Source organism: Nitrosomonas sp. HPC101, assembly GCF_009833125.1.
Classification (GTDB): Bacteria; Pseudomonadota; Gammaproteobacteria; order Burkholderiales; family Nitrosomonadaceae; genus Nitrosomonas.
In genome coordinates this window covers 1-16240 of record NZ_QRCC01000005.1, presented here as the reverse complement: position 1 = coordinate 16240, position 16240 = coordinate 1, and the positions used below count along the sequence as shown (strand labels likewise).

At 44.8% G+C, this 16240-nt stretch carries 17 protein-coding genes; all 17 read right to left on the bottom strand.

Features of this window, described 5'->3' with window-relative positions; genetic code table 11:
* Nucleotides 1-31 precede the first annotated feature (31 nt).
* The 17 genes from lpdA to miaB all read right to left on the bottom strand — a co-directional run bounded on the left by lpdA (nucleotide 32) and on the right by miaB (nucleotide 15901).
* Complete coding sequence (gene lpdA / locus ABO04_RS04260; RefSeq protein WP_160809456.1) at nucleotides 32-1507, bottom strand: dihydrolipoyl dehydrogenase; 1476 nt, start codon at nucleotides 1505-1507, stop codon at nucleotides 32-34.
* A gap of 39 nt (nucleotides 1508-1546) precedes the next feature.
* Nucleotides 1547-2596: a beta-N-acetylhexosaminidase gene (nagZ, locus tag ABO04_RS04255; protein ID WP_160809455.1), complete on the bottom strand. Its 1050-nt coding sequence runs from the start codon at nucleotides 2594-2596 to the stop codon at nucleotides 1547-1549.
* 2 nt (nucleotides 2597-2598) lie between these two features.
* Nucleotides 2599-2976, bottom strand: coding sequence for a holo-ACP synthase (gene acpS / locus ABO04_RS04250; protein ID WP_160809454.1), 378 nt, complete (start codon nucleotides 2974-2976; stop codon nucleotides 2599-2601).
* The gene (pdxJ, locus tag ABO04_RS04245) at nucleotides 2973-3698 is read right to left on the bottom strand and encodes a pyridoxine 5'-phosphate synthase (RefSeq protein ID WP_160809453.1); all 726 of its coding nucleotides are present in this window, start codon (nucleotides 3696-3698) and stop codon (nucleotides 2973-2975) included. Before pdxJ ends, acpS begins: the two co-directional genes overlap by 4 nt.
* A 120-nt stretch (nucleotides 3699-3818) precedes the next feature.
* Nucleotides 3819-4709: a GTPase Era gene (gene era, locus ABO04_RS04240; protein WP_160809452.1), complete on the bottom strand. Its 891-nt coding sequence runs from the start codon at nucleotides 4707-4709 to the stop codon at nucleotides 3819-3821.
* Between the two features lie 85 nt (nucleotides 4710-4794).
* Complete coding sequence (gene rnc / locus ABO04_RS04235; protein WP_160809451.1) at nucleotides 4795-5532, bottom strand: ribonuclease III; 738 nt, start codon at nucleotides 5530-5532, stop codon at nucleotides 4795-4797.
* Nucleotides 5529-5807: a DUF4845 domain-containing protein gene (locus ABO04_RS04230; RefSeq protein WP_240141416.1), complete on the bottom strand. Its 279-nt coding sequence runs from the start codon at nucleotides 5805-5807 to the stop codon at nucleotides 5529-5531. The genes rnc and ABO04_RS04230 overlap by 4 nt, the downstream gene beginning before the upstream one ends.
* Nucleotides 5808-5941: 134 nt before the next feature.
* Nucleotides 5942-6745, bottom strand: coding sequence for a signal peptidase I (lepB, locus tag ABO04_RS04225; protein ID WP_160809449.1), 804 nt, complete (start codon nucleotides 6743-6745; stop codon nucleotides 5942-5944).
* Between the two features lie 70 nt (nucleotides 6746-6815).
* Complete coding sequence (lepA, locus tag ABO04_RS04220) at nucleotides 6816-8612, bottom strand: translation elongation factor 4 (RefSeq protein ID WP_164504262.1); 1797 nt, start codon at nucleotides 8610-8612, stop codon at nucleotides 6816-6818.
* A gap of 235 nt (nucleotides 8613-8847) precedes the next feature.
* Complete coding sequence (locus ABO04_RS04215) at nucleotides 8848-9105, bottom strand: glutaredoxin family protein (RefSeq protein WP_160809448.1); 258 nt, start codon at nucleotides 9103-9105, stop codon at nucleotides 8848-8850.
* Nucleotides 9098-10573 (bottom strand): DegQ family serine endoprotease, encoded by a 1476-nt coding sequence (locus ABO04_RS04210; protein WP_160809447.1) that lies wholly within the window; start codon nucleotides 10571-10573, stop codon nucleotides 9098-9100. Before ABO04_RS04210 ends, ABO04_RS04215 begins: the two co-directional genes overlap by 8 nt.
* A gap of 177 nt (nucleotides 10574-10750) precedes the next feature.
* The gene (locus ABO04_RS04205; protein ID WP_164504261.1) at nucleotides 10751-11341 is read right to left on the bottom strand and encodes a sigma-E factor negative regulatory protein; all 591 of its coding nucleotides are present in this window, start codon (nucleotides 11339-11341) and stop codon (nucleotides 10751-10753) included.
* A complete protein-coding gene (gene rpoE / locus ABO04_RS04200; protein ID WP_160809446.1) occupies nucleotides 11335-11937 on the bottom strand; it encodes an RNA polymerase sigma factor RpoE in 603 nt (200 codons plus the stop codon). Before rpoE ends, ABO04_RS04205 begins: the two co-directional genes overlap by 7 nt.
* A 205-nt stretch (nucleotides 11938-12142) precedes the next feature.
* Nucleotides 12143-12994 (bottom strand): transporter associated domain-containing protein, encoded by an 852-nt coding sequence (locus tag ABO04_RS04195; protein WP_160809445.1) that lies wholly within the window; start codon nucleotides 12992-12994, stop codon nucleotides 12143-12145.
* A 49-nt stretch (nucleotides 12995-13043) separates the two neighbouring features.
* On the bottom strand, nucleotides 13044-13523 hold the full coding sequence (gene ybeY, locus ABO04_RS04190; RefSeq protein ID WP_240141426.1) for an rRNA maturation RNase YbeY: 480 nt from the start codon (nucleotides 13521-13523) through the stop codon (nucleotides 13044-13046).
* Nucleotides 13498-14508 carry a PhoH family protein gene (locus ABO04_RS04185; RefSeq protein WP_160809443.1) on the bottom strand — a complete coding sequence of 337 codons (1011 nt, stop codon included), beginning with the start codon at nucleotides 14506-14508 and terminating at the stop codon, nucleotides 13498-13500. Before ABO04_RS04185 ends, ybeY begins: the two co-directional genes overlap by 26 nt.
* A gap of 64 nt (nucleotides 14509-14572) precedes the next feature.
* Entirely contained in the window at nucleotides 14573-15901 is a 1329-nt protein-coding gene (gene miaB, locus ABO04_RS04180) for a tRNA (N6-isopentenyl adenosine(37)-C2)-methylthiotransferase MiaB (RefSeq protein ID WP_160809442.1), read from the bottom strand.
* Nucleotides 15902-16240 lie beyond the last annotated feature (339 nt).

Here is a 16240-nt window from a genome sequence, read left to right as displayed (position 1 = left end):
CTTGTAAAATCGAGGTCGAGACCGTACAAAATTAGATATGAATAGCTCGTTTATCTACACCCAGTGCAGCTTCATGCAGTGATTCTGAAAGTGAAGGATGGGCATGTACGATGCGTGCCAGATCTTCACTGCTGGCGGAAAACTCCATGGCAACTACGGCTTCTGCAATCATCTCGGAAACATAAGGACCCACCATGTGCACACCCAGGATGCGATCACTTTCCGCATCCGCCAGGATTTTGACAAACCCGGTTGTTTCTCCCAGTGCGCGAGCACGTCCATTAGCCATAAATGGAAACTGTCCTGCCTTGTAGGCAACTCCATCTGCTTTCAGCGTTTGTTCGGTTTTACCCACCCAAGCAATCTCCGGTGCGGTATAGATCACCCACGGCATCATTCCGAGATCCACATGGATGGATGAACCAGATTCCCCTTGCCGGCCAGATGCAATCCGCTCGGCAACAGCGACACCTTCCTCGGAAGCCTTGTGTGCCAGCATCGGTCCTCTTACGACATCGCCAATTGCATATACATTCTGCAGACTGGTCTGGCAAAATTCATCCACGCTGATATATCCGCGCTCATCAAGCTGCAATCCCACCGCATCAGCCCCCAGGCCGACAGTGTTGGGAATCCGCCCTACAGCCACGATGAGTTTATCTGCCTGTAAGCTTTGCGGGTTATTGTCACGATCGATATAGTCAATTTTCACGCCATCATTGTCTGCCTCGGTCGATTTGATCTCAACTCCGGTATGAATGACAAGCCCGGTATCGCGCGTCAATGCCTTGTAGGCTTCCTTGGCAACTTGCTCATCTGCTGTCGACAGGAAATCCGCCTGAGCTTCCAGTAAAGTCACTTCCGCACCCAGCCTGCGCCAGACACTTCCCAATTCCAGGCCGATGACACCCGCACCGATAATGGCAAGTTTCGCGGGGGTTTGCTGCAAGGCCAGCGCACCCGCGTTGTCGAGTACGTTAACATCATCAACCGGCGCCAGCTTCAGCGTACGAGGCGTCGAGCCGGTCGCAATGATGATATGCCTGGCACGTACCGATTGTTCTTTCTCGTCGCCGGCACTCACCCGGATTTCCCAACTGTCATCATCATTGCCGCGTTCTTGATAACGCTTTTGCAACATTCCCCGGCCATGCACCGCTGTTATTTTATTTTTCTTAAACAACATGCCAATACCGCCGGTAAAAGCTTTGACGATCTTGTCCTTGCGAGCAATCATGGCTGGAATATCAATCGACAATCCTTCCACTTTAATACCGTGTTCAACAAACTTATGTCCGGCGCGTTCAAAATTTTCGGAAGATTCGAGCAGTGCTTTGGAAGGAATACAACCGACATTCAGACAGGTCCCCCCCAGACTGGGTTTGCCTTGCTCATTTTTCCAATCATCGATACATACGGTGTTGAGTCCGAGTTGCGCACAGCGGATAGCCGCCACATAGCCACCAGGCCCAGCGCCGATAACTGCCACATCAAATAAATTATCCATATCAATCAAGAAAAAATAGCTTGTTGTAAAATTAAGTCCTTACAAGGACATGCGGCTACCGGCCGGAACAATTTTACTGATCTCATCTGCGGCACGGATGAATCGTTCCATTTTATGTAATTGAGCCATGGAATAAATCATTTTTTGTCCGCGCATGCGTTCCAGCCGGGCCATACTGACAGCAGAAAATTCCCATTGCAGTGACTTCAACAGCTCATCTGCTGCATTGGGATCATTGCATACCAGCACCATATCACATCCCGCCTGCAAAGCCTGCTCTGCCCGATGAGTAATGCTGCCATAGTTCCTGGCAGCCTGCATGCACAAGTCATCACTGAAAACACAGCCTTCAAATCCCAGATCGTCCCGCAAAATACGCTGCAGCCATACACTGGAAAAGCCCGCCGGACTTGTGTCGATTGCAGGATAAATAACATGTGCTGCCATGATGCCGGAAAGGCTGGAATCGATCATCTTGCGAAAGGGAATCAGATCCTCTTTTTCGATATCGGTGTAATCACGCGTATCAATAGCAGTTTCGAGATGCGTATCCGCCCGGATTGCACCATGGCCGGGAAAATGTTTACCCACTGCTGCCATCCCCGCTGACTTTAACCCGTTCATCAGGGCACAAGCCAGATCAGCAACCTTTTGCGATTCTCGATGAAAAGCGCGATCACCGATTACACAGCTTTGACCGTAGTCAAGATCAAGCACGGGAGTAAAGCTCAAGTCAACATCACAAGCTTTAAGCTCGGAAGCCAAAACAAAACCTGTTTGCTTTGCCAGATAACGTGCCTGATCCGAGTTCTTATCGTGAATTTCCCCCAACGCACGCATAGGAGGTAATCGTGTGAAACCGTTACGAAAACGCTGCACTCGACCGCCTTCCTGATCCACTGCAATCAGCAGGGATGGATAGCGTAATGCACGAATGGATGCAGTCAACCCGGACAGTTGTGCCGGTGACTCATAATTGCGTGCAAACAGAATGACGCCACCAACAAGCGGGTGGCTCAATCGGGCACACTCCGCTTCAGATAATGTTGTGCCCGCTATATCAAGCATCAACGGACCAAGAAGGGGCATCTTTATCTTTCCAGTACAACAAAGGCACTTGCCAGTGTCAGCTCATCACTAATGGAAAGATGATGACAAACGATACCACGTTGCCCTATCCAGTCGGCCAGTTCCTGGTGAAACTCAAAATAAGGTCTTCCTTGAGTATCATGCTGAACAGCAATATTCCCGAACATGACCGGCGCACGCAAACCTGTACCCACAGCTTTGGAAAAGGCTTCCTTGGCGGCAAAACGCTTTGCCAGAAATACTGCCGGCCTGGCATGTTTCACATATTCCGGCCATTCGGAATCTGCCAGTACATGCCTGGCAAACCGTTCCCCGTAACGTTCCAGAGAATCTGCAATGCGGGCAGGATCGACCAGATCGGTACCGATCCCGTATATCATGTACGCGCCTTTTGAATCAGCGTTTTCATTTCCCGTACGGCTTGGGCGAAACCGACAAACAACGCTCGGGCAACGATGGCATGACCGATATTCAACTCGAATATTTCCGGTATTGCTGCAATCTGTATCGTATTCCGATAATGCAAGCTGTGTCCGGCGTTAACCTGTAATCCCTGTTTAAACGCATAGGCTGCCATGCTGCGGATTGTTTCCAGTTCAACCTGCTGTGCATCTGGTGCTGCGGCATCCGCATAATGCCCTGTATGCAACTCAATCACCGGAGCGCCCACTTTGACAGCTGCATCAATCTGATCAGCTCGCGCATCAACAAACAGAGAAACACGAATTCCGGCTTCCGTGAGGCGTTTGCATGCTGCACTTACCTGCTCAAAGTGCCGAACCACGTCTAGTCCACCTTCAGTGGTCAATTCTTCGCGCCGCTCCGGCACCAGACAAATATCATGTGGCTTGACTCTGCAGGCGAAAACAATCATCTCTTCTGTTACAGCACTTTCCAGGTTCATCCGGGTTTTAAGCTGCTCTCGCAGCATAATCACATCTTCTTCCTGAATATGGCGTCGGTCTTCACGCAAATGCAATGTAATCGCATCTGCTCCAGATTCCTCAGCAACCAAGGCCGCCTCGACCGGACTGGGATAGGCTGTTCCTCGGACTTGTCGCACCGTAGCAATATGATCAATATTAACACCCAGAGCTACCATGATTATTCAGTTCTCCCAGTCATTTTAAATTGCTGTTTTTGAGTATTTTATAGGCTTGCAGATCTGCAAAAATCTGTTTCAGGACATACCGGATGGCTACTGGCAGCAGGCGTTTTCTTACTATTCGTATCCCAGACTCTTTAGTGCAACGGTATCATCTGCCCAACCGGATTTTACTTTAACCCACACCTCTAGATAGACTTTGCCGTCAAACAATACCTCCATATCCTTACGCGCCTGCGTGGCCATTTCTTTCAGCTTCTTCCCCTGCTTACCAATGATGATGGCTTTCTGGTTTTCCCTTTCCACCAGAATACAGGCATGGATGCGCCGCAAACCACCCTCCACGACAAATTGCTCGATGATCACACTCACCGAGTAGGGCACCTCTTCGCCGATTTGCCGGAAAACTTTCTCGCGCAGCAATTCTGCTGCCAGAAACCGTTCACTACGATCGGTGATTTCATCCTCGGCGAACAAGAGCGGATTTTCCGGCAAGTGCTGACGAATCGTTTCAATCAAGGCGGATAGCTGCCTGTTTTGCAAGGCACTGACTGGAACGATAGCAGAAAACTCGAACATGTCTGCCATTTTTCGCATAAATGGGAGCAATTGCAGCTTATCCGGCAACAAATCAATTTTGTTTATCACCAGAATCACAGGAATGTCTTGGGGTAATTGCTCAAGAACCTGCTCATCCTCTTGGCCAAACCGTCCAGCCTCAAGCACAAATAAGATGACATCCACATCCTGCATACTTTGCAGAACGACCCGGTTCATTACCTGATTAAGCTGGCTGCGATGACGCCTCTGGAAACCTGGTGTATCCACAAAAACAAATTGTGAGCGTTCATCCGTCAGTATCCCATGAATCCGAAAACGTGTGGTTTGTGCTTTTCTGGAAGTAATACTGATCTTCTGTTTAATCAGATGATTCAGCAGGGTCGATTTACCAACATTAGGCCGCCCCACAATGGATATATAACCTGCTTTGTAACCAGATACGCTCATAGTAAAGCTCTGTCTGGATGAAGAGAATTCGAATTGATCAAAAAATTTGTATCGTGTTAATGCTATTAAATCGCAGAATAGGCTGCTAATGCCTTACCACAGCAAGTTTATAAGCCCGGCGAGCAGCCTCCTGTTCAGCGCGACGGCGACTGGTTCCTTCACCACTTGTGCGAATAGCAAATTCCGGAATTACGCATTCCACATGAAAAACCCGTGCATGTGCATCACCGCGTGTCAGAAGTGTGCTGTATTCAGGCAAGTCCACTTTCTGACTCTGTAGATATTCCTGCAATAGAGTCTTGGGATCTTTACCAAAAAAATCAGGATCCAGCTGCTTTAATAGAGGATCATATAGTGCAATAATCACTTGATCGACTTTTGCAAATCCACTTTCGAGATAGATCGCTCCGATAATGGCTTCCATTGCATTCGCTAGGATAGAAGGGCGTTTATGGCCACCACTTTTGCGCTCGCCATCGCCGAGCAAAATCAATCCGCCAATATCTAAAGTAGATGCAAGCTGATGCAGAGCCTCCTGGTTAACAAAATTTGCACGTAATCTTGTCAACCCCCCTTCCGGTAATTGTGGAAAATGTTTGAACAGCAGTGTTGATACTGCACAGTTCAACACACTATCCCCCAGAAACTCAAGACGTTCATTATTTGGAAAACCGAGGCTGCGATGGGTCAAAGCTTCCTGAAGCAGGTTCGGCTGCTTAAAAGTGTAGCCCAGTTTCTGGAAAAAAACAGTGTAATCCTGTTCTTTCAGTTTCTTTATGCGTTTGCTTTTTATGTCCCCTAATGTAAATTTAGATCTGGTCATCGATCACTGGTTGCATCGAAATCAATCAGTAGCGCAAGGTTTGCAAACAAAGGTTTCTTAACCGTATAACTGGCACTCAATACTATCTGCTCATTCTGTTTTCTGATGATAATATCACTCCCGTTCACGGATTTTATGTTATCCACCGCCGCACGTTTGTCAAAAGCCAGACGCATTTCACGCGCACCCGCATCTCGCAGTTCAGGATCACTGGCAATTGTCACTAATGTCCGTTTGATTGCGGCAAATTCAATAAAAGAAGGGATTAATTTCATTCCTAAAATGACCACCAGTACAATGGCTATAGACCATGTCAGCAATCCGGGTAGACTTATCCCTTGTTGCCCCCTGTTTGTTGAGGAGTATAGCGAATACATAATATCCTGTGGCGTACTAAAGATTTAAAGCATTACTTGATCAGCGTACCGATCCTGCTCAGATCATTAAAATTCCACCAGATCAGGAAAGCCTTACCAACAATATGATCTTCCGGCACAAATCCCCAATACCGGCTGTCACTGCTGCCATCACGATTATCGCCCAAAGTAAAATAATGACCTTCCGGAATTTTGCACGAGAAACCTGTTTGATCAAAAGTACAGTTTTCCCGATTGGGGAAATGATGGATAGCAGATAGCTGTATGTCGGGCATTTCCCGATTAATCAGGATGCTATATTCGTTACCATCTATATTTTCCTTAAACCGCTGTGTATAAATATATGCCAACCCGGATTCAATATATTTATAGTCGCCATCCGGTTCCAATCGAATAAGAACATCATTGATGCTCAGCTGCTTATTTCGGTAAGTCACCGTATCGCCAGGTATACCGATCACTCGCTTGATGTAGTCAATAGAAGGATCTTCCGGGAAACGGAATACCATGACTTCACCCCGTTTGGGCTCGTTCATATCGATAATCTTCAGGTTTGCCACAGGCAGTCTAATCCCATAAGTATACTTGTTGACCAGTATAAAATCTCCCACCAGCAAGGTGGGTATCATAGAACCGGATGGTATTTTAAAAGGCTCTACCAGAAATGATCTCAGACAGAACACAATCAAAATAATAGGAAAAAAACTTTTGGGGTACTCAATCCACCATGATTCAACATCATCAGGAGTGCGCTTGTGCCGCAGTACTAAATAGTCAAGCAGCCAAATCCCACCTGTAACTACCAATAAAGCGAGCAACACCAAAGGAAAATTCATAGTGCCCCGGGACTTATCTGATTTAAAGATATACTGATCAACAAATTAAACACCTTATTCATCAACGTTGTTACTTACCATCCACTTGAAGGATCGCAAGAAATGCAGCTTGTGGAATTTCAACATTACCGACTCGTTTCATACGCTTTTTTCCTGCCTTCTGCTTTTCCAGCAACTTGCGTTTACGTGTAATGTCTCCTCCATAGCACTTTGCCAACACATTTTTACGCAACGCTTTGACATTCTCACGTGCCACAATATGAGCACCTATTGCTGCCTGTATTGCAATATCAAACATTTGCCGCGGAATAAGTTCACGCATTTTTTGTGCCAGTTCCCGTCCACGTTGCTGACTGCTGGCACGGTGTACAATCAGGGACAAGGCATCCACCCGATCACTATTGATCAGTATGTCGAGCTTAACCAGATCAGCTGCTCTGAATTCCTTGAGTTCATAATCAAGCGAAGCATAACCACGACTTACAGATTTCAACTTATCAAAGAAATCCATCACCACTTCATTCAAAGGCAACTCATAGACAAGCATGACCTGCCTGCCCATATATTGCATATTTTCTTGGACACCACGCTTACCGGTACATAGCGTCATCACTGCGCCTACATATTCTTCCGGAACCAAGATAGTTGCGGTAATCACAGGTTCCCTAATTTCCTCTATGCTGGATAATTCTGGTAGCCTGGAAGGATTCTCGATCTCTACAACCTTTCCATCACGCAGGATAACCTGATAAACCACTGTGGGCGCAGTCGTAATAAGATCCATATCGTATTCTCGCTCCAGTCGCTCCTGAATAATATCCAGATGCAACAGCCCCAGGAATCCGCAACGAAACCCAAAACCCAACGCCTGAGAAGTTTCCGGTTCAAAATGCAAGGATGCATCGTTCAACTGCAATTTTTCCAACGCCGCGCGTAACGCATCATATTGATTGGATTCGACCGGATACAACCCTGCAAAGACCTGTGGTTTGATTTCCTTGAATCCATCCAGTGGCTCACTAGCAGGACGATCAGCCAGTGTTACTGTATCTCCCACTTTGGCAGATTTTAAATCCTTGATTCCGGAAATCACGAAACCAACCTCACCAGCACTCAGGGATTCACGATTAACTGCTTTAGGCTGAAAAACACCCACTTCTTCACATAAATAGCTTGCCTTACTGGACATCAGTAAAAGCTTGTTACCTGGCTTCAACACACCATCCATTACTCGAACCAGCATCACAACGCCCACATAACTGTCAAACCAGGAATCTATTATCAGCGCCTTGAGCGGCGCATCCACCTCTCCTTCCGGAGATGGAACTTGTGCCACGATCATTTCCAGAACTTCATTTATCCCTTCACCGGTTTTAGCACTGATACGCAGAGCATTTTCGGCTTCAATTCCGATAATATCTTCTATTTCAGCAATCACCCTATCAGGATCTGCAGCGGGCAAATCAATTTTGTTCAGCACTGGAATAACTTCGACTCCTTGCTCGATTGCGGTATAACAATTTGCAACCGTCTGCGCTTCAACACCTTGAGAAGCATCGACAACCAGCAAAGCGCCTTCACAAGCAGAGAGTGAGCGGGATACTTCATAGGAGAAATCAACGTGTCCTGGCGTATCAATCAGATTCAGCAAATAATTCACGCCATCCTTAGCTTGATAATGCAAGGCAGCAGTTTGTGCCTTTATCGTAATACCGCGTTCACGCTCCAGATCCATCGAATCAAGTACTTGAGCTTCCATTTCCCGATCAGAAAGACCTCCGCAAAACTGAATAATGCGATCAGCAAGTGTAGACTTACCATGATCAATATGCGCAATAATGGAAAAATTACGAATGTGCTGTATCAAAAAATCACCGGTTGGCTGGAGAATTGATGGAAGCCTGGGACGAAAGAAGTGATTGTATACAAATCGGCAAGAGGAAGATAGATTTCCCGAACCTGTCAGAAGAAATGAACAGCGATCTGCTCAGCCTCCGCATTGTTTCTTACACAGAATAAAAACAGTAAAATATAAAAATGGAATTTTTTGCAGAAAAAACGTATTCAACCTGCTGCGGAGAAAATCAACAAAAAGCTGAAATTCAGGCAAAGTAAGCGTCAAGCACCTCTGAATCAAGGAAATAGTGACACAGTTCTTTTTTTTCATTCACAGCAAATAGAACTGGAACGCGCACACCATATAACCGGATCAAATTCTCATCTTCATCAATATTAATCACTGTGAATTCAAACCGGAATTCCTTTTGTAGATTACAAAGAGAAGCAATCATCTCCTCACAAAGATGACAACCTTTCCTTCCGTATATGGCCAGTTTTTTGGATTCTATCTGACTATTCATTTATTTTTATGGTAATGAAGGTGGCAACATCTCCTCTTCTTATTAACAGAGCAATATTTCGACCTTTTGGGGCATCATCTAAGAGCTTGTTGAACTGTCTGACAGATTTTATATCTCGATTATTGAACCCCAGAATAACATCTCCAGGACGAATGCCTGAACTACTGGCCAGCCCGTCATAAACTTCATCCACTAACAAACCATTCTCTATACCAAGCTGACTTTTCTGGCTAGTAGAAAGCTCCCTTAGAACGAGACCAAGCCTGCTGGTAGCATCTCCCGACTTACTTTGTTTCTGGCTGATAGTATCACTTTCCATAGGCATTTCACCTACTGAAACAGTTAATTTTTTAACCGAACCATTACGCCATATCTCAACAAGCACCTTGGAACCAGGCTTCGTGTTACCAACAATGCGTGGTAAATCACTTGAAGCCTCAATATCCTGGTCATCAAATCTCAGAATAACGTCTCTTATCTTAATGCCAGCTCTGTCAGCTGGCCCGTTTTTTTCCACCGAAACCACCAGTGCACCACGTGACTTATCCAGATTAAAAGACTCGGCTAGCTCATCCGTCATTTCTTGTATCATGACGCCAATCTTTCCACGGGAAATCTTGCCATAGGTCTTGAGCTGATCCGCAATATCCATAGCAACATCGATCGGAATAGCAAAAGAAAGCCCCATAAACCCACCTGTTCGACTGTAAATCTGGGAATTGATACCTACAACATCACCCTTCATATTAAACAGCGGCCCACCTGAATTACCCGGATTAATTGCCACGTCAGTTTGTATAAAGGGAACATAGCTTTCCTGGGCAAGCGAACGCCCTTTTGCACTCACGATCCCCGCCGTCACCGTGTTCTCAAAACCAAAGGGAGCACCAATAGCAACCACCCATTCCCCAACCTTAAGTTGATCAGGATTGCCCTGAGTCACTACTGGCAGATTATTTGCATCTATTTTAAGCAGAGCAATATCTGTTTTTTGATCTGCTCCGATCACTTTTGCACTGAATTCACGCTTATCCGTCAAACGAACAGTAATCTCATTAGCCGCTTCAACTACATGTGCATTGGTCAGAATATAGCCATCCTTACTGATAATAAAACCTGAACCAAGTGAACGAGATTCATACTTTTTCGGACCCGAATAAGGCTGGATGTGTCTACGAAAAAATTCATAAAAGGGGGAATCTTCCGGAATATTAGGAATTTCCGGCATAAACTGACCAACACCAACCTGTTGAGTCTGAATTGTACTGATATTGACAACCGCCTGCCCATGTTTTTCCACCAGATCAGTAAAATCCGGCAAATCCTTTGCTTGCAAGGAAACAGGCAGCACAAACGATACCGCCCAGCACAGACAAATTATAAATACTACCCTTTGCCATGCATTTTTAATTGTAGTCACTATCAATGTTAATCCTATGCTTGAACAGGAGTTACTTTGAAAAACCATGATAATAAATATATAATTATAATTTAGGAATAACTAGGGTCTACGGTCTACGCAAATCCAGATTTGTTGCGCGTCAAAACATCTCGGCACCTATCTTTACAAGCTCTCTCTGCCCACAGAAGGACAGGATATCCACTCTTCCACATATTAAACACCATCTCAAACTTATAATTCACATTATTCAACGGGCATAACAGACTGCGCCCGGGCCGGCTCAATAGCTGGAGACATTCCGACCGATGGATAACGGCCAACGCTCTCGTGTGTTACGCCTCTGTAGATCAGAGGATAGTTATTGTTGCCAGGAACAGATGAGAATGAGTACGAAGGAACGGGTTGGAATGTAACCAACGAACGCTGCTCGCCAATAGGTGTAGTCTTGTCATTTACTTTCTCAGCCACATAGACTTCTTTTAGAGTTGTCTCATGCTGTTCCACAGACTGAAATATCAGCCATCCGACTGACAATGCTGTAATAGAAGCAGCAATCGAAAATCCCAATAACTTTTGTTTATGATATTTTTTGTGCGGATGAGGCATCAATAGTAACGGTTCATCAATCAGTTTATTTCTGATTTTTTCAGAAACATCTATGCTAACAACAGATTGATGTAGCGAATCCTTGATCGCGTGATAAATCTCCCAGTCGGAAAGCAGATTACTGTCACTTTTTACAGCATTAATGATTGCAACCGCATCCGTATTCTCAAGCTCACCATCCATTAATTCAGATACCTTCTTTCTCACATTTTCACCTCTTGTTACCATCTTTTACTCCCATCAGTACCTAACAAAGGACGCAGTTTGTCAGCTACCGCCTCACGTGCTCTGAATATTCTGGATCGTACTGTACCGATTGGACAATTCATAATACTGGCAATTTCTTCGTAGCTTAATCCTTCAAGTTCCCTGAGAGTAATTGCGACTCTCAGCTCTTCAGGCAAAGCTTCAAGTGCCTGATTTACGGTTTGGGCAACCTGTTTTCCCATAAGTTCACTTTCAGGTGTATTCACCTCCCGAAGCTGATCTGCCCCTTCGAAATTCTCTGCATCTTCTGCATCGAATCCGGTAATAGTTGCAGGTTGCTTGCGACCTTGTGATATCAGAAAATTTTTAGCGGTATTAACTCCGATCCGATATAGCCAAGTATAAAAGGCACTGTCACCGCGAAACGAAGCTAATGCCCGATAGGCCTTGATAAAGGTTTCCTGGGTAATATCCTCTACTTCAGCCGGATCCCTAACAAATCGAGACAATAAGCGTGCGAGCCGCCGCTGGTATTTAATAACCAGCAGATCAAAAGCACGCTTATCACCCTGTCGCACCCGTTCTACCAGCTGCTGATCGATCTCACGATCACTCATTTTTCTGGCTATCGGGATAAGAAAAATGCAAATTAATCCTATTTATCAAATCTTGACCTTTCGTTCCAGTTTAATTTCTAATTTCCAACCAATTATAAAATTAGAGTAAAGTCTTTAGATATTAAAGCATTTCCTCACCCATCTGGTCACAGGCAATCATTCCGCATAAACCCAGCTATGTTGATTGCAAAAAACCAGGGTAGCCTTATGAATCCACAGTATCAGCCAACTCAGATTTAATACGCTCCACTTTTAAAAGATGCAAACGACGGCTATCCGCTCTCACAACGGTAAAACTCAAATCTTCGATGATAATTGATTCCCCATTTTCAGGAAGCCTGCCAAACTCGTTAATAACAAGACCGCCAATCGTATCAAAATTCTTATCACTAAATGATGCACCCAAAGTCTCATTAAAGTTTGATATTTCTGTAATTGCCTTGACACGGTAATGGCCATCTGTATCCGCTACAATGTATGCCTCATCCTCGTCAAAGTCATACTCGTCCTCAATATCCCCAACAATCTGTTCCAATACATCCTCAATTGTAACCAGTCCAGCCACACCACCATATTCATCGACAACGATAGCAATATGATTACGATTGCTGCGAAAATCTTTAAGAAGAATATTAAGTTTCTTGGATTCGGGTATGTATACCACTGGGCGTAGCATATCCCGTATATTGAATGCCTCTCTACTCGAGTAATAACGCAGCAGATCCTTTGCCAATAAAACGCCCATAACTTGATCTTTATTTCCGTCCGTAACGGGAAACCGTGAATGCGCTGTCTCAATCACAAATGGAACAACCTCCTCAGGTTTTTCGTTGATATCAATCGTATCCATTTGCGAGCGAGGCACCATAACATCACGCACCTGCATTTCCGAAACTTGCATCACTCCTTCAATCATGGCCAATGCATCTGCATCGAGCAAGTTGCGCTCATAAGCAGAATGCAGTAAAGCAAGCAACTGCTCACGATCTTCCGGTTTGCGCGAAAGTAACGTACTGATATGCTCAAGCCAACCAACTTTGGAGGAGGTCTCGTTCATGGAATGTATAATCGGAAAAAAAAGAATTGCCTGATCCGTTTATATCATTTCACTGTTGAATGACATAAGGATCAGGATAATCGAGTCTGGTGATAATCCTTGTTTCGAGAGATTCCATAATAATGGCATCTTCTTCACAGGTATGGTCATACCCTTGCAAATGTAAAGCACCATGCACAGTAAGATGTGCATAGTGTGCTGTCAGATCTTTACATTGCTGCTCCGCTTCCCTGCAAATCACAGGTGCGCACAGCACGATATCACCGAAAAGTGGAGCGTCATTACTATACACAAATGTCAACACATTAGTTGCCGAGTCCTTACCGCGAAACTTGCGATTAAGCGCCTCTCCTTCCGGCATATCAACGATACGAATAACAATCTCAGCCGGCTTATTTAATGCAGCTTCGATCCATTTACGAAACAGCTGTCTACTCGGAATATTTGTTTCATCTGTTGCAAACTGCACCGTCAACTCAAGTGCCTGTCCATTACCAGAAAATTCACTGGTTTTCTTTATCAGAGGCATACTTTTCATACGCATCCACTATACGCTGAACCAGCGGATGTCGAACTACATCATCAGTTTTAAAATGCGTAAACGCTATTCCACTTATTCTTTTTAACACGTGTTCAACTTCGACTAAACCGCTCTTCTGATGTTTAGGTAAATCTATCTGTGTTATATCTCCCGTGATTACCGCCTTGGAACCAAAACCGATACGTGTCAGAAACATTTTCATCTGTTCAGGCGTTGTATTTTGCGCTTCGTCCAAAATAATGAATGATTGATTGAGAGTACGGCCACGCATAAACGCTAATGGCGCAATTTCAATAGTACCCTTCTCAAAATACCTGTTAACTTTTTCAAACCCCATTAAGTCATACAAGGCATCATAGAGCGGCCGCAAATAGGGATCTACCTTCTGCACCATATCACCTGGCAGAAATCCCAGTCTTTCCCCCGCCTCCACAGCCGGGCGTACCAGAATAATCCGGCCAACCAGCTCGCGCTCCAACGCATCTACCGCACAAGCAACAGCAAGATAGGTCTTCCCGGTGCCTGCCGGTCCAATGCCAAAAGTAACATCGTGCTCCCTGATCTGATAAATATAGTCCGTTTGCCGAACAGTGCGGCCTTGAATATTGCCGCGACGAGTTATAAGTTGTAATGATGCCGAGCCGAGATTCGTTGCAGCTCTTTCCGGATCCATAGTAGATAAAGAACTAATATTCCTGATTTCAACCAAACCTAGTTGTATCTGCTCAACACTAAGGTGATGATCCGACTCTTCATAGAATTTCTTTAATGCTCGAACTGCAAGATCGATTTGATTTACAAAACCGTAAAGTTTGAAGTGGCTCCCTCTGCGTGTAATTACTACATCAAAAGCAGATTCAATCTGCCTGAGATTTTCATCTAATACCCCACAAAGACTGACCAAGCGTTCATTATCTGTAGGCGAAAATGTCAGTTCAACAGATTCGGGCTTGGATTCTACTGAAAGTGCCATCGTAGTGTTCAAACACTGACTGTAATCAAGCAGAATAACAAACTGATCGTAAACAGAGTGATCATTACATGCCAGAAATTTCACCACGTAGCGTATGTGATGAAACTGCTGTTATCTTGATATCAACAAAGCTTCCTATCAAATCAGCATGTCCAGCAAAATTGACTACCCGGTTATTGTCCGTTCTTCCACAAAATTCATTTGGATCTTTTTTTGATGGTCCCTCTACTAAAACACGCTGAACAGTATCAACCATACTGTGACTGATCATTTGCGCATTAAATTGTATTTCCTCCTGTAATCGATGCAGCCTAGCCAATTTTATCTGGTAAGGCGTATCATCCGGCAAATCTGAGGCAGGTGTTCCCGGACGCGGGCTATAGATAAAACTGAAAGATTCATCAAATTTCACATCATCAATCAATTTCATTGTTTCTTCAAAGTCTGCATCCGTTTCACCCGGAAATCCAACAATAAAATCCGATGATATCGATATATCTGGACGAATTGCACGTAATTTACGAATAATGGACTTATACTCAATTGTGGTATAACCACGCTTCATCGCGACTAGAACTCTGTCTGATCCGGACTGTACAGGCAGGTGCACATGGCCAACCACCTTTGGTAACCGCTGATACGCTTCAATCAATCGAGCCGTAAACTCTCTCGGATGAGAAGTCGTGTACCGGATACGTTCCAGACCTGGAATTTCATGAACATAATCCAGCAAGGTAGCAAAATCTATATCCCCTGCTTCGCTTGTCTTGTCACAATAGGCATTTACATTCTGTCCAAGCAAAGTAACTTCCTTAACTCCTTGAATCACAAGCTCAGCTACCTCGGTCAGAACATCATCCAACGGTCTGGAAACCTCCTCTCCCCGGGTATAAGGAACAACACAAAAGCTGCAGTATTTACTACATCCTTCCATAATGGATACAAAAGCGGTTGCTCCCGTTGTACGAGCAGGTGGTAAGCGATCAAACTTTTCTATTTCTGGAAAAGTAATGTCAACCTGGGATTGACCTGTAAGTCTGCGGGCATCAATCAACTCTGGTAGCCTATGTAGCGTTTGAGGGCCAAACACCAAATCTACAAATGGAGCACGCCTGATTATCTCCAAACCTTCCTGGCTAGCTACACATCCACCCACACCAATCAACAAAGCAGGCTTGTTATTTTTAAGATGTCGTACACGCCCCAGATCATGAAAAATTTTTTCCTGTGCCTTTTCACGAACTGAGCAAGTATTAAATAGAATCAAATCGGCTTCTTCAGGTATTTCAGTCAGCTCCATACCCTTCTCGGATAAAAGAATATCAGCCATTTTAGCCGAATCATATTCATTCATCTGACAACCAAAGGTTTTTATATACAGCTTACTGCTCATTGTACTCCCTGCCACTGACCCAATTAATGAACATAAACAAACAACCACATATCCTTACCTAACGAAAAGTCAAAGCAACGAATAGCAATACTGCAAGCTACAATCCCGCACTCTGATCCAACACAGCACCAGACAGAATGTAGCTTGCAGCTTCACCTTCTCCAGCCCAAGGCAAATCAGAATTTACTCATCATCGTCGTCATTGTTGCTATCTACATCGGAATCAGAATCGCTGGCAGCATCTTCAGTTTCTTCTACGTCGACTTCGACCTCGACTTCTTCCTCGTCATCATCCGCATCATCTGCATCATCTGCATCGTCGTCGCCATCGTCACCATC